Below are 17,086 nucleotides of genomic sequence, written 5' to 3'. Positions count from 1 at the left end.
AGCAAGCACTCTATAAAAAAGCGCTTGCTCCCCGCCCCTCTACTTACTCAATTTGCAGTTGATTTCCCTTCTCCCACCCCCCACCCAGCGCAGCCACCAACTGCACACTGGCCACCAGGCGGCCTTGCAGCAGGTTCAACACGCTGCGCTCGTTACTCAGCGCCGTGGTCTGCACGTTGACGACATCCAGATAGCCAATCAGCCCAGCGCGGTACTGGTTCTCGGTCAGGCGCAGCGACTCGCGGGCGGCGTCCAGCGCTTCCTGGCGCACCACCGCTTCATCGCCATACACCTTCAACTGCACCAACAGGTTTTCCACTTCCTTGAAGCCATCCAGCACGGTCTGGCGGTACTGCGCCACGGTCTGGTCATACACCGCCACCGTACGGTCCACCTCGGCGCTGCGCTTGCCGGCGTCGAACAGGGTCAGCGCCAGCTGCGGGCCTACCGACCAGTAGCGGTTGGGCAGTTCGATCCAGTTGCTGAAGCTGCTGCTGGAATAACCACCACTCATGCTCAGGCTGAGATCGGGGAAGTACGCTGCCCGCGACACACCGATATTGGCGTTGGCCGCCATCACATTGCGTTCGGCAGCAGCGATGTCCGGGCGACGTTCCAGCAGCTGCGACGGCAGCGAAACCGGAATTTGCGGCAACGCCGGAATGGCCTTGCTGTCAGCCAGGGCGAAATCGGCCGGGGTCTTGCCCAGCAGCACGGCGATGGCGTTCTCGAACTGCGCACGCTGCCAGATCAGGTCGATCAGATCAGCCTGGGTGCTCTTCAGCTGGGTACGCGCCTGGGCCACGGCATCCGGGCCAGAGACACCAGCGCGGTACTGGTTTTCGGTCATTCGCAACGAGCGCTCATAGGCCGCCACGGTGGCTTCCAGCAAGCGCTTCTGCTCATCGATGACCCGCAATTGCAGGTAGTTCTGCACCAGCTCCGATTGCTGGCTCAAACGGATCGAAGCGAGGTCGGCGAGGCTGGCTTCGGCACTTGCCTCGTTGGCATTCATGGTTTCGCGCAACTTGCCCCACAGGTCGATTTCCCAGCTGACACCGAGCTGGGCGTTGTAGGTATTGCGAATGCCGCTGCTGTTGTTGGACAAGCTGGAACTGGAGCTGCCGGTACCCTGCGCCGAGCGGTTCTTGCCGGCGCTCAGGTCCAGGCTGGGGAACAGCGCCGCACGGCTGCTGCGCACCAGCGCCTGGGCCTGGCGGTACTGCGCTTCTGATTGCGCCACGGTCTGGTTGCTGCGGTTAAGCTCCTCGACCAACGCATTCAGCCCGGCATCGCCGTAGATTTCCCACCAGGCGCCGCGGGCGATGGCATCGGATGGCGTGGCCTGGCTCCAGCCTTCGGCGTGTTTGAACTGCGCAGCCGGGCTGTTCAGCTCTGGGCGGTGATAGTCCGGGCTCAGGGTACAGGCACTGAGCAAGGCCACGCACAACCCGGCGCCGAGCAGGCGCGAGCCACGCCCACGGGTCAGCGCTTGCAGCGCACGGTGAAGTGGGGTCTGGGCAAAAGTCATAGCGGGGTTTCCAGGGCGGCGTCGGTGCGCACGCCGCGCCAACGGTTGAAACGGTGGCGCAGGCGGTCCAGGTACAGGTAGACAACCGGCGTCGTGTAAAGGGTGAGGACCTGGCTGAACACCAGTCCACCGATGATGGTCAGGCCCAGCGGCTGGCGCATTTCCGCGCCTTCGGCATGGCTCAGCAGCAGCGGCAAGGCGCCAAGGATGGCAGCCAGGGTGGTCATCAGGATCGGTCGCAGGCGCAGCAGGCAAGCCCGGCGGATCGACTCTTCCGGCGACATGCCCTGATGGCGCTCCAGCTGCAAGGCCAGGTCGATCATCAAAATGGCGTTCTTCTTCACCACACCGATCAGCAGGAACAGCCCCAACAGCGAGATCAAGCTGAATTCGCCACCAGTGACGTACAGCGTCAGCAAGGCACCAACGCCTGCCGAAGGCAGTGTCGAGAGAATGGTCAGCGGGTGGATGTAGCTTTCATAAAGAATGCCCAGCACCAGATACACCAGCAGCAGTGCGCCAAGGATCATGAACGGCTGGCCCTGCTGGGTCTTGGCGAAGGCATCGGCCGTACCACCAAGCTTGGCAATTACCTCTTCGGGCAAGCCCACCTTCGCCACCGCGCGTTCCAGCGCCGCCATGGCCTGGTCGGGGCTGTAGCCTTCGGCGACGTCGAAGGCGATGTCTTCCGAGGCGAACTGGCCTTCGTGGCTGACCCGGTCGTTGGCCAGGCTGTTCTCGTAGCGGGCGATGGTCGACAGCGGTACGCGAGCGCCGTCGGCGGTAATCACTTGCACCTGCTCCAGCGTGCTCGGGTCCCAGGCGTACTTGGGGTTGATCTCCAGCACCACCTGGTACTGGTTGAGGCTGTCGTAGATGGTGGAGATCTGACGCTGGCTGTAGGCGTTGTTCAACACCGAGGTGACCATGTCCATGTCGATGCCCAGGCGCTTGGCCTGGTCACGGTCGACCACCAGCGTCACCTGCTGGGTACCAGAACCGTCACGGGCGTCGATGGCGGTCAGTTCCGGCAGTGCACGCAGCGCCGCAACCACCTTGGGGAACCACTGGCGCAATGCGGCCAGGTCGCCACTCTGCAGGGTATACAGGTACTGCGACGAGCTCTGGTCACGCCCGCCGCCACCCAGTTGCAGGTCCTGGTCGGCCATCAGGAACAGCCGCCCGCCTGGCACTTTGGGCATTTCCTTGCGCAGGCGCTCGATCACCTTCTGTGCATCGATCTTGCGCTCGCTGATCGGCTTCAGGCGCACCAGCACCATGGCATTGTTGGTGCCGCTGTTGCCACCGATGAAACCGGCAACGCTCTGCACTGCCGGGTCGGCCAGCAAGGCGCGGCGGTAGATCTCCATTTTCGGCTGCATCACGCTGAACGACAGGCCGTCATCACCGCGGATAAAGCCCATCAGCTGGCCAGTGTCCTGCTGCGGCATCAGCGTCTTGGGCACCACCACGTACAGGGCGATGTTGATAGCAATGGTCGCCAGCAGGCTGAGCAGGGTCAGGCCTTTGTGGCGCAAGACCCAGCCCAGGCTACGGTCATAGGCGTTGACCATGCGCTGGTGCACCTTGTCGCTCCAGCGCTGCACGCGGGTCTGCTCGGCCTGGTGTGGTTTGAGCCAGCGGGCGCACAGCATCGGCGTGAGGGTCAGCGATACCACCAGCGACACGATGATCGCCGCCGCCAGTGTGATCGAGAACTCCTGGAACAGGTTGCGCACGATGCCGCCCATGAACAGGATGGAGACGAATACCGCCACCAGCGACACGTTCATCGACAGCAAGGTGAAGCCCACTTCCTTGGCCCCCAGGAAGGCCGCCTTCATCGGCGGCTGGCCGTCCTCGATGTGCCGCGAGATGTTCTCCAGGACCACGATGGCGTCGTCCACCACCAGGCCAGTGGCGAGGATCAAGGCCATCAGCGACAGGTTGTTGAGCGAGAAGCCACACAGGTACATGACCGCGAAAGTCCCCACCAGCGACACTGGCACTGCCAGGCTGGGGATGAGTGAGGCGCGCAGGCTGCCGAGGAACAGGTACACCACCAGGATCACCAGCACCACAGCAATCAGCAGGGTGTGTTCGGCCTCCTTCAGGGTGGCCTTGATCACCGGCGAGCGGTCCATTGCCACGTTCAGTTGCACATTGGCCGGCAGCAACGACTGCAGGGCTGGCAACTGCGCCTTGATCTGGTCGACCGTTTCGATGATGTTGGCACCGGTCTGGCGGTTGACCACCAGCAGCACTGCGCTCTGGTCATTGAAAAAACCACTGTTGTAGCGGTTCTCCACGCCATCGGTAATGGTCGCCACGTCGGACAGGCGCAGGATGGTGCCGTTCTGCTGGCGGATCACCACCGGCTCGTAATCCTTGGCGCTTTCCAGCTGGTCGTTGGCCCTCACCTGCCAGTTGCGCTCGGCATCCTCGACAAAGCCCATGGGCCGGCGCTGGTTGGCGTTGGACACGGCCGTGCGCACATCGTCCAGCGACACACCGTACTGGTTGAGCAATTGCGGCTCGACGGCAATGCGCACCGCCGGCAGCGAACTGCCGCCGATCTGCACCTCCCCTACCCCCGACACCTGGGCCAGGCTCTGCGACAGGATGGTGTCGGCCAGGTCGTACAGCTGGCCTTTCTGCAGCACGTCCGACGTCAGCGACAGCACCATGATCGGTGCTTGCGACGGGTTGATCTTCTTGTAGGTGGGCATGCTGCGCATGCCGCTGGGCAGCAGGTTACGGGTGGCGTTGATCGCTGCCTGCACCTCGCGCGCCGCGCCGTCGATGTCGCGGCCCATCTCGAAGCCGATGATGACCCGCGTGGAGCCCTGGTTGGAGCTGCTGGTCAATGTGGTCACGCCGGCGATGCTGCCCAGCTTGCGCTCCAGTGGCGTGGCCACGGTGGAGGCCATGACCTCCGGGCTGGCGCCGGACAAGTTGGCCGACACCACGATTACGGGGAAGTCCATCTGCGGCAGCGGTGACACGGGCAACAGGCCGAAGCTGACCCCGCCCAGCAGCATGATCGCCAGGCTCAGCAGCATGGTCGCTACCGGGCGACGGATGAAAGGACCGGACAGGTTCATGCCTCTGCCTGCTTCACGTCAGTGGCCGGGCGCCAGCGGCGGGCCAGGCGGTCGAAGTACAGGTAGATGACCGGGGTGGTGAACAGCGTCAGCACCTGGCTGACCAGCAACCCGCCGACCATCACCAGGCCCAGCGGCTGGCGCAGCTCGGCGCCGGAACCGGTGGCGAGCATCAGCGGCACGGCACCAAACAGCGCGGCCAGGGTGGTCATCAGGATCGGCCGGAAGCGCAGCAGCGCCGCCTGGTAAATCGCATCGCGCGGGCTCATGCCCTGATGGCGCTCGGCCTCAAGGGCAAAGTCGATCATCATGATCGCGTTCTTCTTGACGATGCCGATCAGCAGGATGATGCCGATGATGGCGATCATGCCCAGGTCGTTGCCGCTGATGAGCAAGGCCAGCAAGGCCCCCACCGCCGCCGACGGCAGGGTCGAGAGGATGGTCACCGGGTGGATGTAGCTTTCGTACAGCACGCCCAGCACGATGTACATGGTCACCACCGCCGCCAGAATCAGCAGCAAGGTACTGGACAGCGACGCCTGGAAGGCCTCTGCGGCGCCCTGGAAGCGGGTTTGTACCCCCAGCGGCATGCCGATGTCCTTCTGCACCTGCTCGATCACCTGCACGGCTTCGCCCAACGACGCGCCATGGGCCAGGTTGAACGACAGGGTCACCGCCGGGAACTGGCCGATGTGGGAAATGGCCAGTTGGGCCTGGCGCTGCTCGATGCGCGCCAGTGCCGACAGCCTTACCTGGCCGCCATCGGCGGCCTTGACGTGGATCGACTCCAGCGCCTGTGGGCCGATGACTGCCGCGTCCTTCGACTGCAACACCACGCGGTACTGGCTGGCCTGGGTATAGATGGTCGAGATCTGCCGCTGGCCGAAGGCGTCGTACAGGGCGTTGGTGATCTGCGCCACGTTGATGCCCAGGCGGCTGGCCATGTCACGGTCGATCAGCAGGTATACCTGCAGGCCCTTGTCCTGCAGGTCACTGGCCACGTCGACCAGTTCCGGGCGCTGCTGCAGCGCCTGCACCAGCTTGCCGCTCCACTGCGACAGCAGGTCGGCGTCCGGCGATGACAGGCTGAACTGGTACTGGGTACGGCTGACCCGGTCTTCGATGCTCAGGTCCTGCACCGGTTGCATGAACAGGCGGATGCCCACCAGCCGGTCAAGTTGCGGCTGCAAGCGGCTGATCACTTCAGTGGCGGTGACATCGCGTTCGCCGTGTGGCTTGAGGTTGATCAGCAGGCGGCCGCTGTTGAGCGTGGCGTTGTCGCCATCAACGCCAATGTAGGACGACAGGCTCTGCACGGCAGGGTCCTGCAGGATCACCTTGCTCAGGGCCTGCTGGCGCTCGCTCATGGCGGCAAACGAAGTGGACTGCGGTGCTTCGGAAATGCCCTGGATCACCCCGGTGTCCTGCACCGGGAAGAAGCCCTTCGGTACCACCATGTACAGGAAGACGGTCAGCACCAGGCTGGCCACGGCTACCAGCAGGGTCAGCGGCTGGTGCTTGAGTACCCACTGCAGGGCGTTGCCGTAATGTTTGATCAGCCAGTCGATCCAGGCGCCGCTGGCGCGGTAGAAGCGGCCTTGTTCTTCTTCCTTGGGCTCGCGCTTGAGCAGGCGCGCGCACATCATCGGCGTCAGGGTCAGCGACACCACCAGGGAAATCAGGATGGCCACCGCCAGGGTGATGGCGAACTCGCGGAACAGGCGGCCGACCACGTCAGCCATGAACAGCAGCGGGATCAGTACTGCAATCAGCGAGAAGGTCAGCGAAATCAGGGTAAAGCCGATCTGCCGGGCGCCCTTGAGCGCCGCCTGCATGGGCGTCTCGCCCTCTTCGATGTGCCGGGAGATGTTCTCCAGCATGACGATGGCGTCGTCGACCACAAACCCGGTGGCAATGGTCAGGGCCATCAGCGTCAGGTTGTTCACCGAGAAACCCGCCAGGTACATCACGCCGAAGGTGCCGATCAGCGACAGTGGCACGGCAATCGACGGAATGAGGGTGGCGCTGAAACGGCGCAGAAAGACGAAGGTGACCATTACCACCAGGACGATGGCGATCAGCAGTTCATGCTGTACGTCCTTGACTGCGGCGCGAATGGTCTGGGTGCGGTCGGTCAGCACCGACACATCGAGGCCCGCCGGCAGGTTGTCGGTGATCGACGGCAACAGTTCCTTGATGCGGTCGACCACTTCGATCACGTTGGCGCCTGGCTGGCGCTGGATGTTCAGCAGCACCGCGTGGTTTTCGTTGGCCCAGGCGGCCAGGCGCTCGTTTTCTGCACCATCGACGATTTCGGCCACGTCTTTCAGACGCAACGGCGCACCGTTGGTGTACGCCAGGATCAGGTTGGCGTATTCCTCGGGGGAACGCAGCTGGTCATTGGCATCGAGCATCGACACCCGGGTGGGGCCATCGAAATTGCCCTTGGGCTGGTTCACGTTCGAGGCACCGATCAGCGTACGCACGTCATCCAGGTTCAGGCCATTGGCCGCCAGGGCGTCGACGTTGACCTTGATGCGTACCGCCTGGCGCTGGCCGCCGGCAATGCTGACCATGCCCACGCCGCTGATCTGCGCGAGCTTTTGCGCCACACGCGTATCGACCAGGTCGTTGAGCTTGGGCAGCGGCATGGTCTTGCTGGAAATGGCCAGGGTCAGCACCGGGGTGTCGGCCGGGTTGACCTTGTTGTACACCGGCGGTGCCGGCAGGTCGCTGGGCAGCAAGTTACTGGCGGCGTTGATCGCGGCCTGCACCTGTTGCTCGGCAACGTCCATGTTCATGTCGAGGTTGAAACGCAGGGTCAGCACCGACGCCCCGCCGGAGCTGGTCGAGGCCATCTGGCTCAGGCCCGGCATCTGGCCGAACTGGCGCTCCAGCGGAGCGGTGACCGCGCTGGTCATCACCTGCGGGCTGGCACCGGGGTACAGCGTCATGACGCGGATGGTCGGGTAATCCACCTGCGGTAAAGCGGAAACCGGCAGCAGCTTGTAGGCGATCAGGCCGGCCAGGACGATGGCCAGCATGCTCAGCGTGGTGGCGACCGGCCGCAGGATGAACAGACGCGAGAGGTTCATGCGCCCGCCTTGCCTGCTGCGTTGCCAGGCTGCGCTTCACCTGTGTGCGCCGAACCTTTGGCTTCCTGGCCTTGCAGGTGCTGGCCTGGGGTGGTCGGTACTTGCGAGCTGTCTTCGACCACTTCCACCTTGGTGCCTTCGCGCAGGCGGTCGGTGCCTTCCAGCACCAGGCGGTCACCCGCCTTCAGGCCTTCGAGGATGACGCTGTTCTCGCCATCGCTGGCGCCGACCTTGAGCTTGCGCACGTTCACCGTGTTTTCAGCGTTCACCACATAGGCAAAAGTACCGTCGTTACCAAACTGGATGGCCGCTGCCGGGGCCATGATCACCTGCTTGAGGGTATCGGCCAGCAGGCGCACGTTGACGAACTGGTTGGGGAACAGGGCGAGGTCCTTGTTCTCGAAGCGGCCCTTGAACTTGAGCGTACCGGTCGTAATGTCGATCTGGTTGTCGATGCTACCCAGCACGCCTGTGGACTGCAGCTTGCTGTCACTGCGGTCCCAGGCCTCGACCGGCAGGCTGGCGCCGCTGCGGTAGCGTTCCAGCACGGTGCTCAGCTCGGTTTCCGGCAGGGTGAAGGCGACGTTGATCGGCTCGGTCTGGGTAATCACCACCAGTGCCGTGGTGTCGTTGGCCGCAACGAGGTTGCCCAGGTCCAGCTGGCGCAGGCCCACGCGGCCGTTGATCGGCGCACGGATCTGGGTGAAGTCGAGGTTCAGCCGGGCGTCGTTGACCTGAGCCTGATTGGTCTTGACCAGCCCCTGGAACTGCGCCACCTGCGCTTCGGCGGTGTCGAGGGTTTGCTTGGCGATACTGTCTTCAGCGTACAGGCCTTTGTAGCGGGCTACATCCACCTGGGCGTTCTTCAGCTGCGCCTGGTTTTGCGCCAGCGTACCTTCGGCCTGCTGCAGGGCGATGCGGTACGAGCGCGGGTCGATTTCGGCGAGCAGGTCGCCGGCCTTGACCTGCTGGCCTTCCTTGAAGTGGATCTTCACCAGTTCGCCAGCCACGCGGCTGCGCACATTGACCGTGTTGGTGGCAGTGACTGTGCCCAGGGCTTTGTAATACAGGGGGAAGTCGCCCACGCGTACCGGTTCGACGCGCACCGGCACCGCTTCGCTCGAGCCGCCGAACCCTGGGCGGCCGCCGATCATGCCCATGCCCTTGCCTCCGCGCCCGCCGCCGCTGGCTTCTTTATGCGCAGGCGTTGCTGCAGGCCACAGCCACCAGGCCAGGGCAGCCACCAGCAGCAGGATCAGCAGGCCGACGAGCCAGCGACGGGGGGAACGGGAATTGGACACTTGCATGGGTTGAACGAACCTTGTTCGGAATGGCGGCTTGGGGAGGGTGAACGATAAGCAATGGCATCGTTTTAGCAAAGGGCCTTTACCAGAGGTTTACCTTTGGCTGACGTTGCCAAGACGCTGAACTTTAAATGAAAACGGCCCGGAAAGCGTTCCGGGCCGTTACAGGGTGTTGCTTGGAGTAGTGGCGGGCTGAAAGGTTTCGGTTGCCTGGGCTGGCCCTTTCGCGGGTGAACCCGCTCCCACAGATCCCGCACAGATTTCAAAAACTGTGCTTTACCTGTGGGAGCGGGTTCACCCGCGAAGAGGCCAACACAGGACTCAGCCGCCCTGCCCCGCAACCCTTACTTCAGTACTGCCAGCGCTGCATCGTAGTTCGGCTCGTCAGCGATTTCGCCAACCAGCTCGCTGTGCAGCACGTTGTCGTTTTCATCCAGCACCACCACGGCGCGGGCAGCCAGGCCGGCCAGCGGGCCGTCGGCGATGGCGACGCCGTAGTTTTCGAGGAACTCGCGGCCACGCAGGGTCGACAGGTTCTTCACGTTTTCCAGGCCTTCGGCACCGCAGAAGCGTGCTTGGGCGAACGGCAGGTCGGCGGAGATGCACAGCACCACGGTGTTGGCCACATCGTTGGCCTGGGCGTTGAACTTGCGCACGGAGGTGGCGCAGGTTGGGGTGTCAACGCTCGGGAAGATGTTCAGCACCTTGCGCTTGCCGGCGTAGTCCTTCAGCGACTTGTCAGCCAGGCCTTCACCGACCAGGGAGAATGCCGGAGCCTGGGCGCCGATTTTCGGCAGTTCGCCGTTGACCTGAACCGGGCCGCCTTTGAGAGTCACTTGAGCCATGACGAAATCCTTATGCTGGGTTTGAAAAGGACACTGAGTTAAGCATGAAGGCGGCCGGGTGCCTATGGGGGCAGGTGAAATTGTTCTATTGCCGGATATTTTTTGTGGACAAAAAAATGCCCAGGTTGCGACAAGCGACCCGGGCATTCTTTATTTCAGGCAGCGAATCAGCCCAGCAGGCCGTACACCACCGAGGTCAACGCAACCAGGCCGACCACTACAACGAACACGTTGGAGGCTGCACCGCTGTACTTGCGCATCGACGGTACACGGTGGATGGCGTACATCGGCATCAGGAACAACAGCACCGCAAGGATCGGGCCGCCGAGCGATTCGATCATGCCGAGGATGCTCGGGTTGAGGGTGGCAACGATCCAGCACACCACCAGCATCAACGCGGCTACCACGCGGTCCAGGGTTTTGGCACCCGGGCGTGCACCGGTCTTGGCGATAATACCCTTGAGGCCTTCACTGGCACCGATGTAATGGCCCAGGAACGACTTGGCGATGGCCACGAAGGCGATCAGCGGCGCAGCGAACGCGATGGTCGGGTTGCTGAAGTGGTTGGCCAGGTACGACAGGATCGACAGGTTCTGTGCCTTGGCTTCGGCCAGTTGGGCGCTGCTCAGGGTGAGCACGCAGCTGAACACGAAGAACAGCACCATCACCACCATCAGCAGGTGGGCACGGCGCAGGATCTGGCCGCTACGCTCGTCGGCATGCTCGCCGTAGCGGCGTTTCTGGTCGACGGCGAAGGCCGAAATGATCGGCGAGTGGTTGAACGAGAACACCATTACCGGAATGGCCAGCCACAGGGTGTGCAGGAAGGCCGAGGCCGGCGGCACCTGGGTGGCGCTGTCGAGGATGCCACCGGTCCAATGCGGCACCAGGTACAGGCCCAGCAGGGCCAGGGCGACGATGAACGGGTACACCAGCAGGCTCATGACCTTGACCGTGGCCTGCTCGCCGCAGCGCACGATGGCCAGCAGGCCGAGGATCAGTACGAACGACAGGATCACACGCGGCGGCGGCTGCATGTGCAACTGGTGCTCCATGAAGCTGGACACGGTGTTGGTCAGTGCCACGCTATAGATAAGCAGGATGGGGAAGATCGCGAAGAAGTAGAGCACCGTGATCGCGGCACCGGCGTTGCTGCCGAAGTGCTCTTTGACCACTTCGGTGATGTCGCCACCATTGCGCCCGGAGAGCACGAAGCGGGTCAACCCGCGGTGGGCGAAGTAGGTCATTGGGAAGGCCAATACAGCCAGGATCAGCAGCGGCCAGAAACCGCCAAGGCCGGCGTTGATCGGCAGGAACAGGGTTCCGGCGCCAATGGCCGTGCCGAACAGGCCCAGCATCCAGGTGGTGTCGTGACGCGCCCAGCTGCCGAGAGTGGCGGGGGTCGATTCTACAAAGCGTTGTTCAACGCTTGGGGCCTGCTCATTCATTCCGGGTGAAGCTCCACTCGCAAGACTGTAACAGGCTGAGAATGGCGAAACAGTGCCTTCGCCCAACTCAACCGGAAAAGAGGGGCGCGATTGTGCACGGAAAGGTTGCACTTGCGAAGCCCTTTTCCGAGGGGCGGTTGCACTTGTCATGACAAGGGTGGCACCGACGAGCCATCGGGACGAAATGCCTGTCCCATTTGCAGTGGCGCTCTTAACGTTTAAAAGTTACTTCTGACGCCTAAGCCGCGCAGCTAACTGAATGGCGCTCGCATCTCGCTCCTTTCTCATGCCCTCCAGCCAACCATCAATTTCCGTCATATTTTTTTCGTGAGCGCGCTGAAATCCTCGATCATGCTCCTGGAATGAAATGCTAAAGTCTCCGGCATCATTTAACCTCTCCACCAGCCGTTTAACTAGGCGTTCATGCTGCGGTAACATCCCTTTCGAATCAATGTCCAAGTTATTCACAGCAAGCGCCATATAGGCGCGCTTAGCGTTTTTCATAGACCGATACAAAACCATCGGCTTAACTTCCGGAATGCCCCCAACGGGAGTCGTTTCGTCAAAATTTAGCTCACCTGAAGGCGTAGCATCAAATTTATCCTTGAACGCTGCAGTAAAATCTGCAATTTGTATATCCGGCCTCTCCGAACCTGTCCTGGCTTTCATAAAGTTCCGCACACCAGGAGAACTATCTTTAACCTTGAATTTTACTAGCTTGAGCGTAAACGCCGATTCCCAGGATCTCCCATCCGGATCAACTCGGTTTAACGGATCTCCGGCACAGTACCCATACGCATTCAGGCCGCCTCGGCTAAAGGGGCTAAGACTATCGGGTGACAAGAAACGCATCATACTGGGGCTGTAGCTACGATAACCGTTACCGAGCAGATAGTATGTAGACAGTGCATCGAAGTAATACCCTGAAAAGCCGATCACACTTGCCAATTCAGCAGATTCCTCATGTACGCCGTAGACGCCGTAGCTTTTTCCATGAACCCCTGCCGGCCCCATCGCCCTATCGCCCCAAGTACTGAAGCCTGCTTATCCCCCCACGCCACGTGGGTAACAGCACCCCGCTCTATAAGCACATCCCTATCGTGTCGAATGACCTGCCGAACACTACCTTCCGACTTTAGGGTGTGAACTTTTCCTGCGCAATAAAATAGTTTCACCCTTCCTTCGCCCTCACGCCTGAGTTCATTTACCGCTGCGCCAGTATTGGCAGATCAGCCTCAGGGCACAACTGGCAGAAATATCAGGTGTTCTTGATCAGGCAAACCTGTTCGAGGGCGGCGATATTTACCTCTACGGGGAGGTGCAAAGGGGGGCGGGAGCGTTTCATGTAGAGAAAGGGGCGCAATGCGCCCCTCGGATGGGCCGCAATACGGCCCGTATCTTGCGCTATTTCTGAACAGCAGCGAACGCTTCGGCAACCTGTTGCAGGTTGGCCGGGCGCAAGCCGGACATGCACACGCGGCCACTGTCGATCAGGTACACGCCAAACTCGTCACGCAGGCGGCGCACTTGCTCGACGCTGAAGCCGGTGTAGCTGAACATGCCACGCTGGCGCAGGAAGAACTGGAAGTCCTGGCCTGGCAGCAGCACGGCCAGGGCATCGACCAGCGCCTGACGCATGTCGAGGATACGCTTGCGCATCACTTCGACTTCCTCGGCCCACTGGGCATTGAGGGCTGCATCGCTGAGCACGCCTGCAACCAGCTGGGCGCCAAAATTGGGCGGGCTGGAGTAGTTGCGGCGCACGGTTGCCTTGAGCTGGCCAAGCACGCTCTGGGCAGTGGCGTCATCGTCGCAGACCACCGACAGGCCGCCTACCCGCTCGCCGTACAGCGAGAAGATCTTCGAGAACGAGTTGCTGACCAGGCACGGCACACCGGCGCGGGCCATTTCGCGGATGGCGTACGCGTCTTCCACCAGGCCTTCGGCGAAGCCTTGGTAGGCGATGTCGAGGAACGGGATCAGCTGGCGTGCCTTGACCACTTCGACCACTTGTTGCCACTGGTTTTGCGTAAGGTCGGCACCGGTGGGGTTATGGCAGCACGGGTGCAGCAGTACCACGCTGTTGGCCGGCAGGGTCTGCAGGGTAGCCAGCATGCCGTCGAAGTCCACGCCACGGGTGGCCTGGTCAAAATACGGGTAGGTGTGCACCTTGAAGCCGGCGCCTTCGAAGATGGCGCGGTGGTTGTCCCAGGTCGGGTTGCTGACCCAGACTTCGGCCTGCGGGAAGTAGCGCTTGAGGAAGTCGGCACCGACTTTCAGGGCGCCGGAGCCACCCACAGTCTGCACAGTGGCCACGCGACCGCCGGTCACGGCCGGGTGATCGGCACCGAACAGCAGCGCCTGGATGGCCTGGCGGTAGCTGGCCAGGCCTTCCATCGGCAGGTAAAGGGACGCTTCGTGGTCCTGGCCGGCAATGCGTTTTTCCACCGCATCCACAGCCGCCAGTTGCGGCACCACGCCGGCCTCATCGTAATACAGGCCGATACTCAGGTTGACCTTGTCGGCGCGCGGGTCGGCCTTGAAGGTTTCCATCAGCGAGAGGATCGGGTCGCCGGCATAGGCATCGACATGTTTGAACACAGCGTGCAGCTCCTTGGATCAGGACAGTTCGAAAAGGCAGACCTGAGCATACCCGGAGTGTGGGCTCAGGAACATCCACTATTGTGCAAGGTTGTCTATGCAACATTGCATGGCTGGAGATTGGTGCTGACAGCGATGCCCTCATCGCCGGCAAGCCAGCTCCCACAGGTACACCACAGGCCTTGAGGTTGGTGATGTACCTGTGGGAGCTGGCTTGCCGGCGATAGGCTGGGTCAGGCAAGCAGCGCTTTCAGCCCCTGCAACTCCTGCTCGGTCAATGCCACGCCCTCCTCCTCGGCCACCTCGCGCTCGCGATAGCGCCGCTCGCCCGGCATGCGCGTCAGGCCCACCGCCTGCATCTGCTCCACCAGTTCGCGGCTGCGCTGGGCAAATTGCTCGCCTTCTGCCTTGCCGGGGTCGATAACGATAAGCAGCTGCCCGGTCCAGGGTGTCTTCGCCCCCGGGTGGCCCGACCAGTCGAATTCCCAGGAGAAATTACCCCCGGTCAGCGCCGCCGCCAGCAACTCGACCATCATCGACAACGCCGAACCCTTGTGCCCGCCAAACGGCAGCAAGGCGCCGCCTTCGAGAATGGCCAAGGGGTCGGTGGTCGGTTCGCCATTGGCGTCCACGCCCATGCCTTCCGGCAGTTGCTGGCCGGCACGCGCGGCAATCTGCACGTCACCGTGGGCCATGGCGCTGGTGGCCATGTCGAAGACGATCGGATCGTGTTCGGCACATGGCGCCGCAAAAGCGATGGGGTTGGTACCGAACAGGGGCTTGCGTGCGCCATGCGGCACCACGCAGGTCATGCTGTTGACCACGCTCAGGGCCACCAGGCCCTCGTCGGCGAACGGTTCTACATCCGGCCACAGCGCGGCGAAGTGGTGCGAGTTGTGGATCGCCAGCACGGCAATACCCGCGTTGCGCGCTTTGGCTACCAACAGCTCACGGGCCGCCGCCAACGCCGGCTGGGCAAAGCCGCCCGCTGCATCGACACGTACATAACCGGCCGCTACGTCGCTGACCTTCGGTGTGGCCTGGCCATCGACCCAGCCGCTGGCCAACGTCGAGACGTAGCCAGGCATACGGAATACGCCGTGGCTGTGAGCACCATCGCGCTGGGCGCTGGCGCAGTTGTAAGCCAGCACCCGGGCCACGCTCTCGCTGCAGTCATGGCGCTGAAAAATGGCCTGCAACAGACCCTGCAGCTCGGTAAAAGGCATACGCACGACGGTGCTGGTGGAAGGTGCGGACATCTGAAGCTCCTTGTTGGTATTGGAATGGCTACAGCGTTGCAACGACAAAAACTTTCCGGCATGTGACAGCAATCTGTCAAATGTTGACTTGATGACAGAAAACATTCATTTTCTTCCCAAGCCTTACCCCTGGAGCCGCAGCATGAGCCAACCGATCAAGCAACGCCTGGAAAACAGCCTCGAAGGGGCCGCTGCCTCGGGCCGCAAGATCGCCACTTACATGCTCGCCAACCTGCACGAACTGCCGTTCCAGACCTCGGCCAGCATTGCCGCCAAACTGGGCGTCAGCGAATCCAGCGTCGGGCGCTTCTGCCGCTCACTCGGTTATGCCCACCTCAAGGCGCTTAAGCAAGACCTGCAGAACGACTTGGGCGACGGCCCATGGCTGGTGGGCGACCGCCTGCAAGATTACCGCCAGAACCAGGACGCCAGTGACAACGCCGGCAGCCTGGAGCTGGAAATCGCCGCCTTGATGCGTGTGCACGAGTACCGCCAAAGCCCCACCTGGCACAGCGTAGCGCAACGCCTGGCGAGCAAGCCGCGGGTGTTCATCGCCGGTTTCCAGACCGAGCGCGGCATCGCCATGTGCATGAGCCACCTGCTGCAGTACCTGCGCGATGGCGTGCAACTGGTGGACATCAGCGCCGGGCACTTCGGCGAGGTGCTGCTGGGCCGTGCCGAAGACAGCGCCCTGGTGGTGTTCGAGGCGCGCCGTTATTCCCGCCACGCCCTGCTGCTGTGCCAGAAGGCACGCGAGGCGGGCATTGCGGTCACCCTGGTGACCGACACCTTCTGTGACTGGGCCGATGCCAACGCCGACGAGGTGTTCCGCATCCCCACCGAGTTCAATCTGTTCTGGGAATCCACCTCGACGATGCTGTCGTGGGTACACCTGATGGTCAACGAGGTCTGCAAGAAACTCGGGCCTGATGTTGAAAAACGCTTGGAAGCGACTGCCGCTCTACATAACGAATTCGTCGGCTACACCTCGTGGCCGACGGGCAAACAACAATAGCAAGAGTGCAATGAGGTGCGAGATGAACAAGACCATGGCCTTGGTGGGTGCGTGTGCCCTGCTGCTGACGGGCGCCGCCAGTGCCGAAACCCTGCGCTTCGCCACCGAGGGTGCCTACCCGCCCTTCAACTATGTAGACGCCGATAACAAGCTGCACGGCTTCGATATCGACATCACCCATGCCCTGTGCGAACAGATGAAAGTCGAGTGCACGCTGGTGGCCCAGGACTGGGAAGGCATCATCCCCGCCCTGATGGCGCGCAAGTACGACGCCGTCGTCGCGTCGATGATCAATACCGAAGAGCGCCGCAAGAAAATCGCCTTCACCGACCACTACTACCGCACCCCGCTGACCGTCGCAGTCGCCAAGGACAGCAAGATCGACAGCGCCCAGACCGACTTCGTTGGCTACACCGTCGGTGCCCAGTCGTCGTCCACCCAGGCTATTTACGCCGAAGACGTGTATGGCAAGGCCGGGGCCGATGTGAAGCTGTACCCGACCATGGATGAAGCCAACGCCGACCTGGCCGCCGGGCGCCTGGACGGGGTAATTGCCGATAAATTCCCGCTGCACGAGTGGATGACCAAGAACGGCGGGGATTGCTGCAAGATCCTCGGCGACGTGGCCGACACCAAGGCCGATGCCGCCATTGCCGTGCGCAAGGACGACGAAGCCCTGCGCCAGCGCCTGAACACCGCGCTGCAACAGATCGTGGCCAACGGCACGTACCAGAAGATCGCCAGCAAGTACTTCGCTTTCGATATCTACAACTGATCTTCAGGAAGTTGTGCGAAATCCCTGTGGGAGCGGCCTTGCGTCGCGATAGGGCCGCGTAGCGGCCCCGGCAATCTCTGCAGTTGCATAAACCCTAGGGCCGCTACGC

11 protein-coding genes are annotated in these 17,086 nt (G+C 62.3%); 2 read left to right on the top strand and 9 right to left on the bottom strand.

Going from position 1 to position 17,086, the window contains the following annotated elements:
- Positions 1 to 43: 43 nt before the first annotated feature.
- The 9 genes from ACN6NG_RS12255 to ACN6NG_RS12215 form a co-directional block, all read right to left on the bottom strand.
- Positions 44 to 1,531: an efflux transporter outer membrane subunit gene (locus ACN6NG_RS12255; RefSeq protein WP_474314138.1), complete on the bottom strand. Its 1,488-nt coding sequence runs from the start codon at positions 1,529 to 1,531 to the stop codon at positions 44 to 46.
- Positions 1,528 to 4,635 (bottom strand): efflux RND transporter permease subunit, encoded by a 3,108-nt coding sequence (locus ACN6NG_RS12250; RefSeq protein WP_474314135.1) that lies wholly within the window; start codon positions 4,633 to 4,635, stop codon positions 1,528 to 1,530. The genes ACN6NG_RS12255 and ACN6NG_RS12250 overlap by 4 nt, the downstream gene beginning before the upstream one ends.
- Complete coding sequence (locus ACN6NG_RS12245; protein ID WP_063424635.1) at positions 4,632 to 7,730, bottom strand: MdtB/MuxB family multidrug efflux RND transporter permease subunit; 3,099 nt, start codon at positions 7,728 to 7,730, stop codon at positions 4,632 to 4,634. Before ACN6NG_RS12245 ends, ACN6NG_RS12250 begins: the two co-directional genes overlap by 4 nt.
- A complete protein-coding gene (locus ACN6NG_RS12240; protein WP_197899591.1) occupies positions 7,727 to 9,037 on the bottom strand; it encodes an MdtA/MuxA family multidrug efflux RND transporter periplasmic adaptor subunit in 1,311 nt (436 codons plus the stop codon). The genes ACN6NG_RS12245 and ACN6NG_RS12240 overlap by 4 nt, the downstream gene beginning before the upstream one ends.
- Before the next feature lie 341 nt (positions 9,038 to 9,378).
- Positions 9,379 to 9,879, bottom strand: a complete 501-nt coding sequence (tpx, locus tag ACN6NG_RS12235) for a thiol peroxidase (protein WP_016487454.1) — start codon at positions 9,877 to 9,879, stop codon at positions 9,379 to 9,381.
- 167 nt (positions 9,880 to 10,046) lie between these two features.
- Complete coding sequence (locus ACN6NG_RS12230; RefSeq protein ID WP_197899561.1) at positions 10,047 to 11,327, bottom strand: serine/threonine transporter; 1,281 nt, start codon at positions 11,325 to 11,327, stop codon at positions 10,047 to 10,049.
- A gap of 225 nt (positions 11,328 to 11,552) precedes the next feature.
- Positions 11,553 to 12,341: an RHS repeat-associated core domain-containing protein gene (locus ACN6NG_RS12225; RefSeq protein WP_474314131.1), complete on the bottom strand. Its 789-nt coding sequence runs from the start codon at positions 12,339 to 12,341 to the stop codon at positions 11,553 to 11,555.
- Between the two features lie 390 nt (positions 12,342 to 12,731).
- Positions 12,732 to 13,928 carry an amino acid aminotransferase gene (locus tag ACN6NG_RS12220; RefSeq protein WP_016499317.1) on the bottom strand — a complete coding sequence of 399 codons (1,197 nt, stop codon included), beginning with the start codon at positions 13,926 to 13,928 and terminating at the stop codon, positions 12,732 to 12,734.
- A 233-nt stretch (positions 13,929 to 14,161) separates the two neighbouring features.
- A complete protein-coding gene (locus ACN6NG_RS12215) occupies positions 14,162 to 15,187 on the bottom strand; it encodes an Ldh family oxidoreductase (protein ID WP_229609660.1) in 1,026 nt (341 codons plus the stop codon).
- 142 nt (positions 15,188 to 15,329) lie between these two features.
- Here ACN6NG_RS12215 and ACN6NG_RS12210 point away from each other — a divergent pair, with 142 nt between their 5' ends.
- Entirely contained in the window at positions 15,330 to 16,202 is an 873-nt protein-coding gene (locus ACN6NG_RS12210) for a MurR/RpiR family transcriptional regulator (RefSeq protein WP_016499315.1), read from the top strand.
- A 22-nt stretch (positions 16,203 to 16,224) separates the two neighbouring features.
- Entirely contained in the window at positions 16,225 to 16,977 is a 753-nt protein-coding gene (locus ACN6NG_RS12205; protein WP_016499314.1) for a transporter substrate-binding domain-containing protein, read from the top strand.
- Positions 16,978 to 17,086: the final 109 nt, after the last annotated feature.

It is taken from the genome of Pseudomonas sp. TSO6, assembly GCF_056098905.1.
The sequence above is the reverse complement of the archived record's forward strand: the minus strand, read 5'-3'. Positions and strand labels throughout refer to the sequence as shown.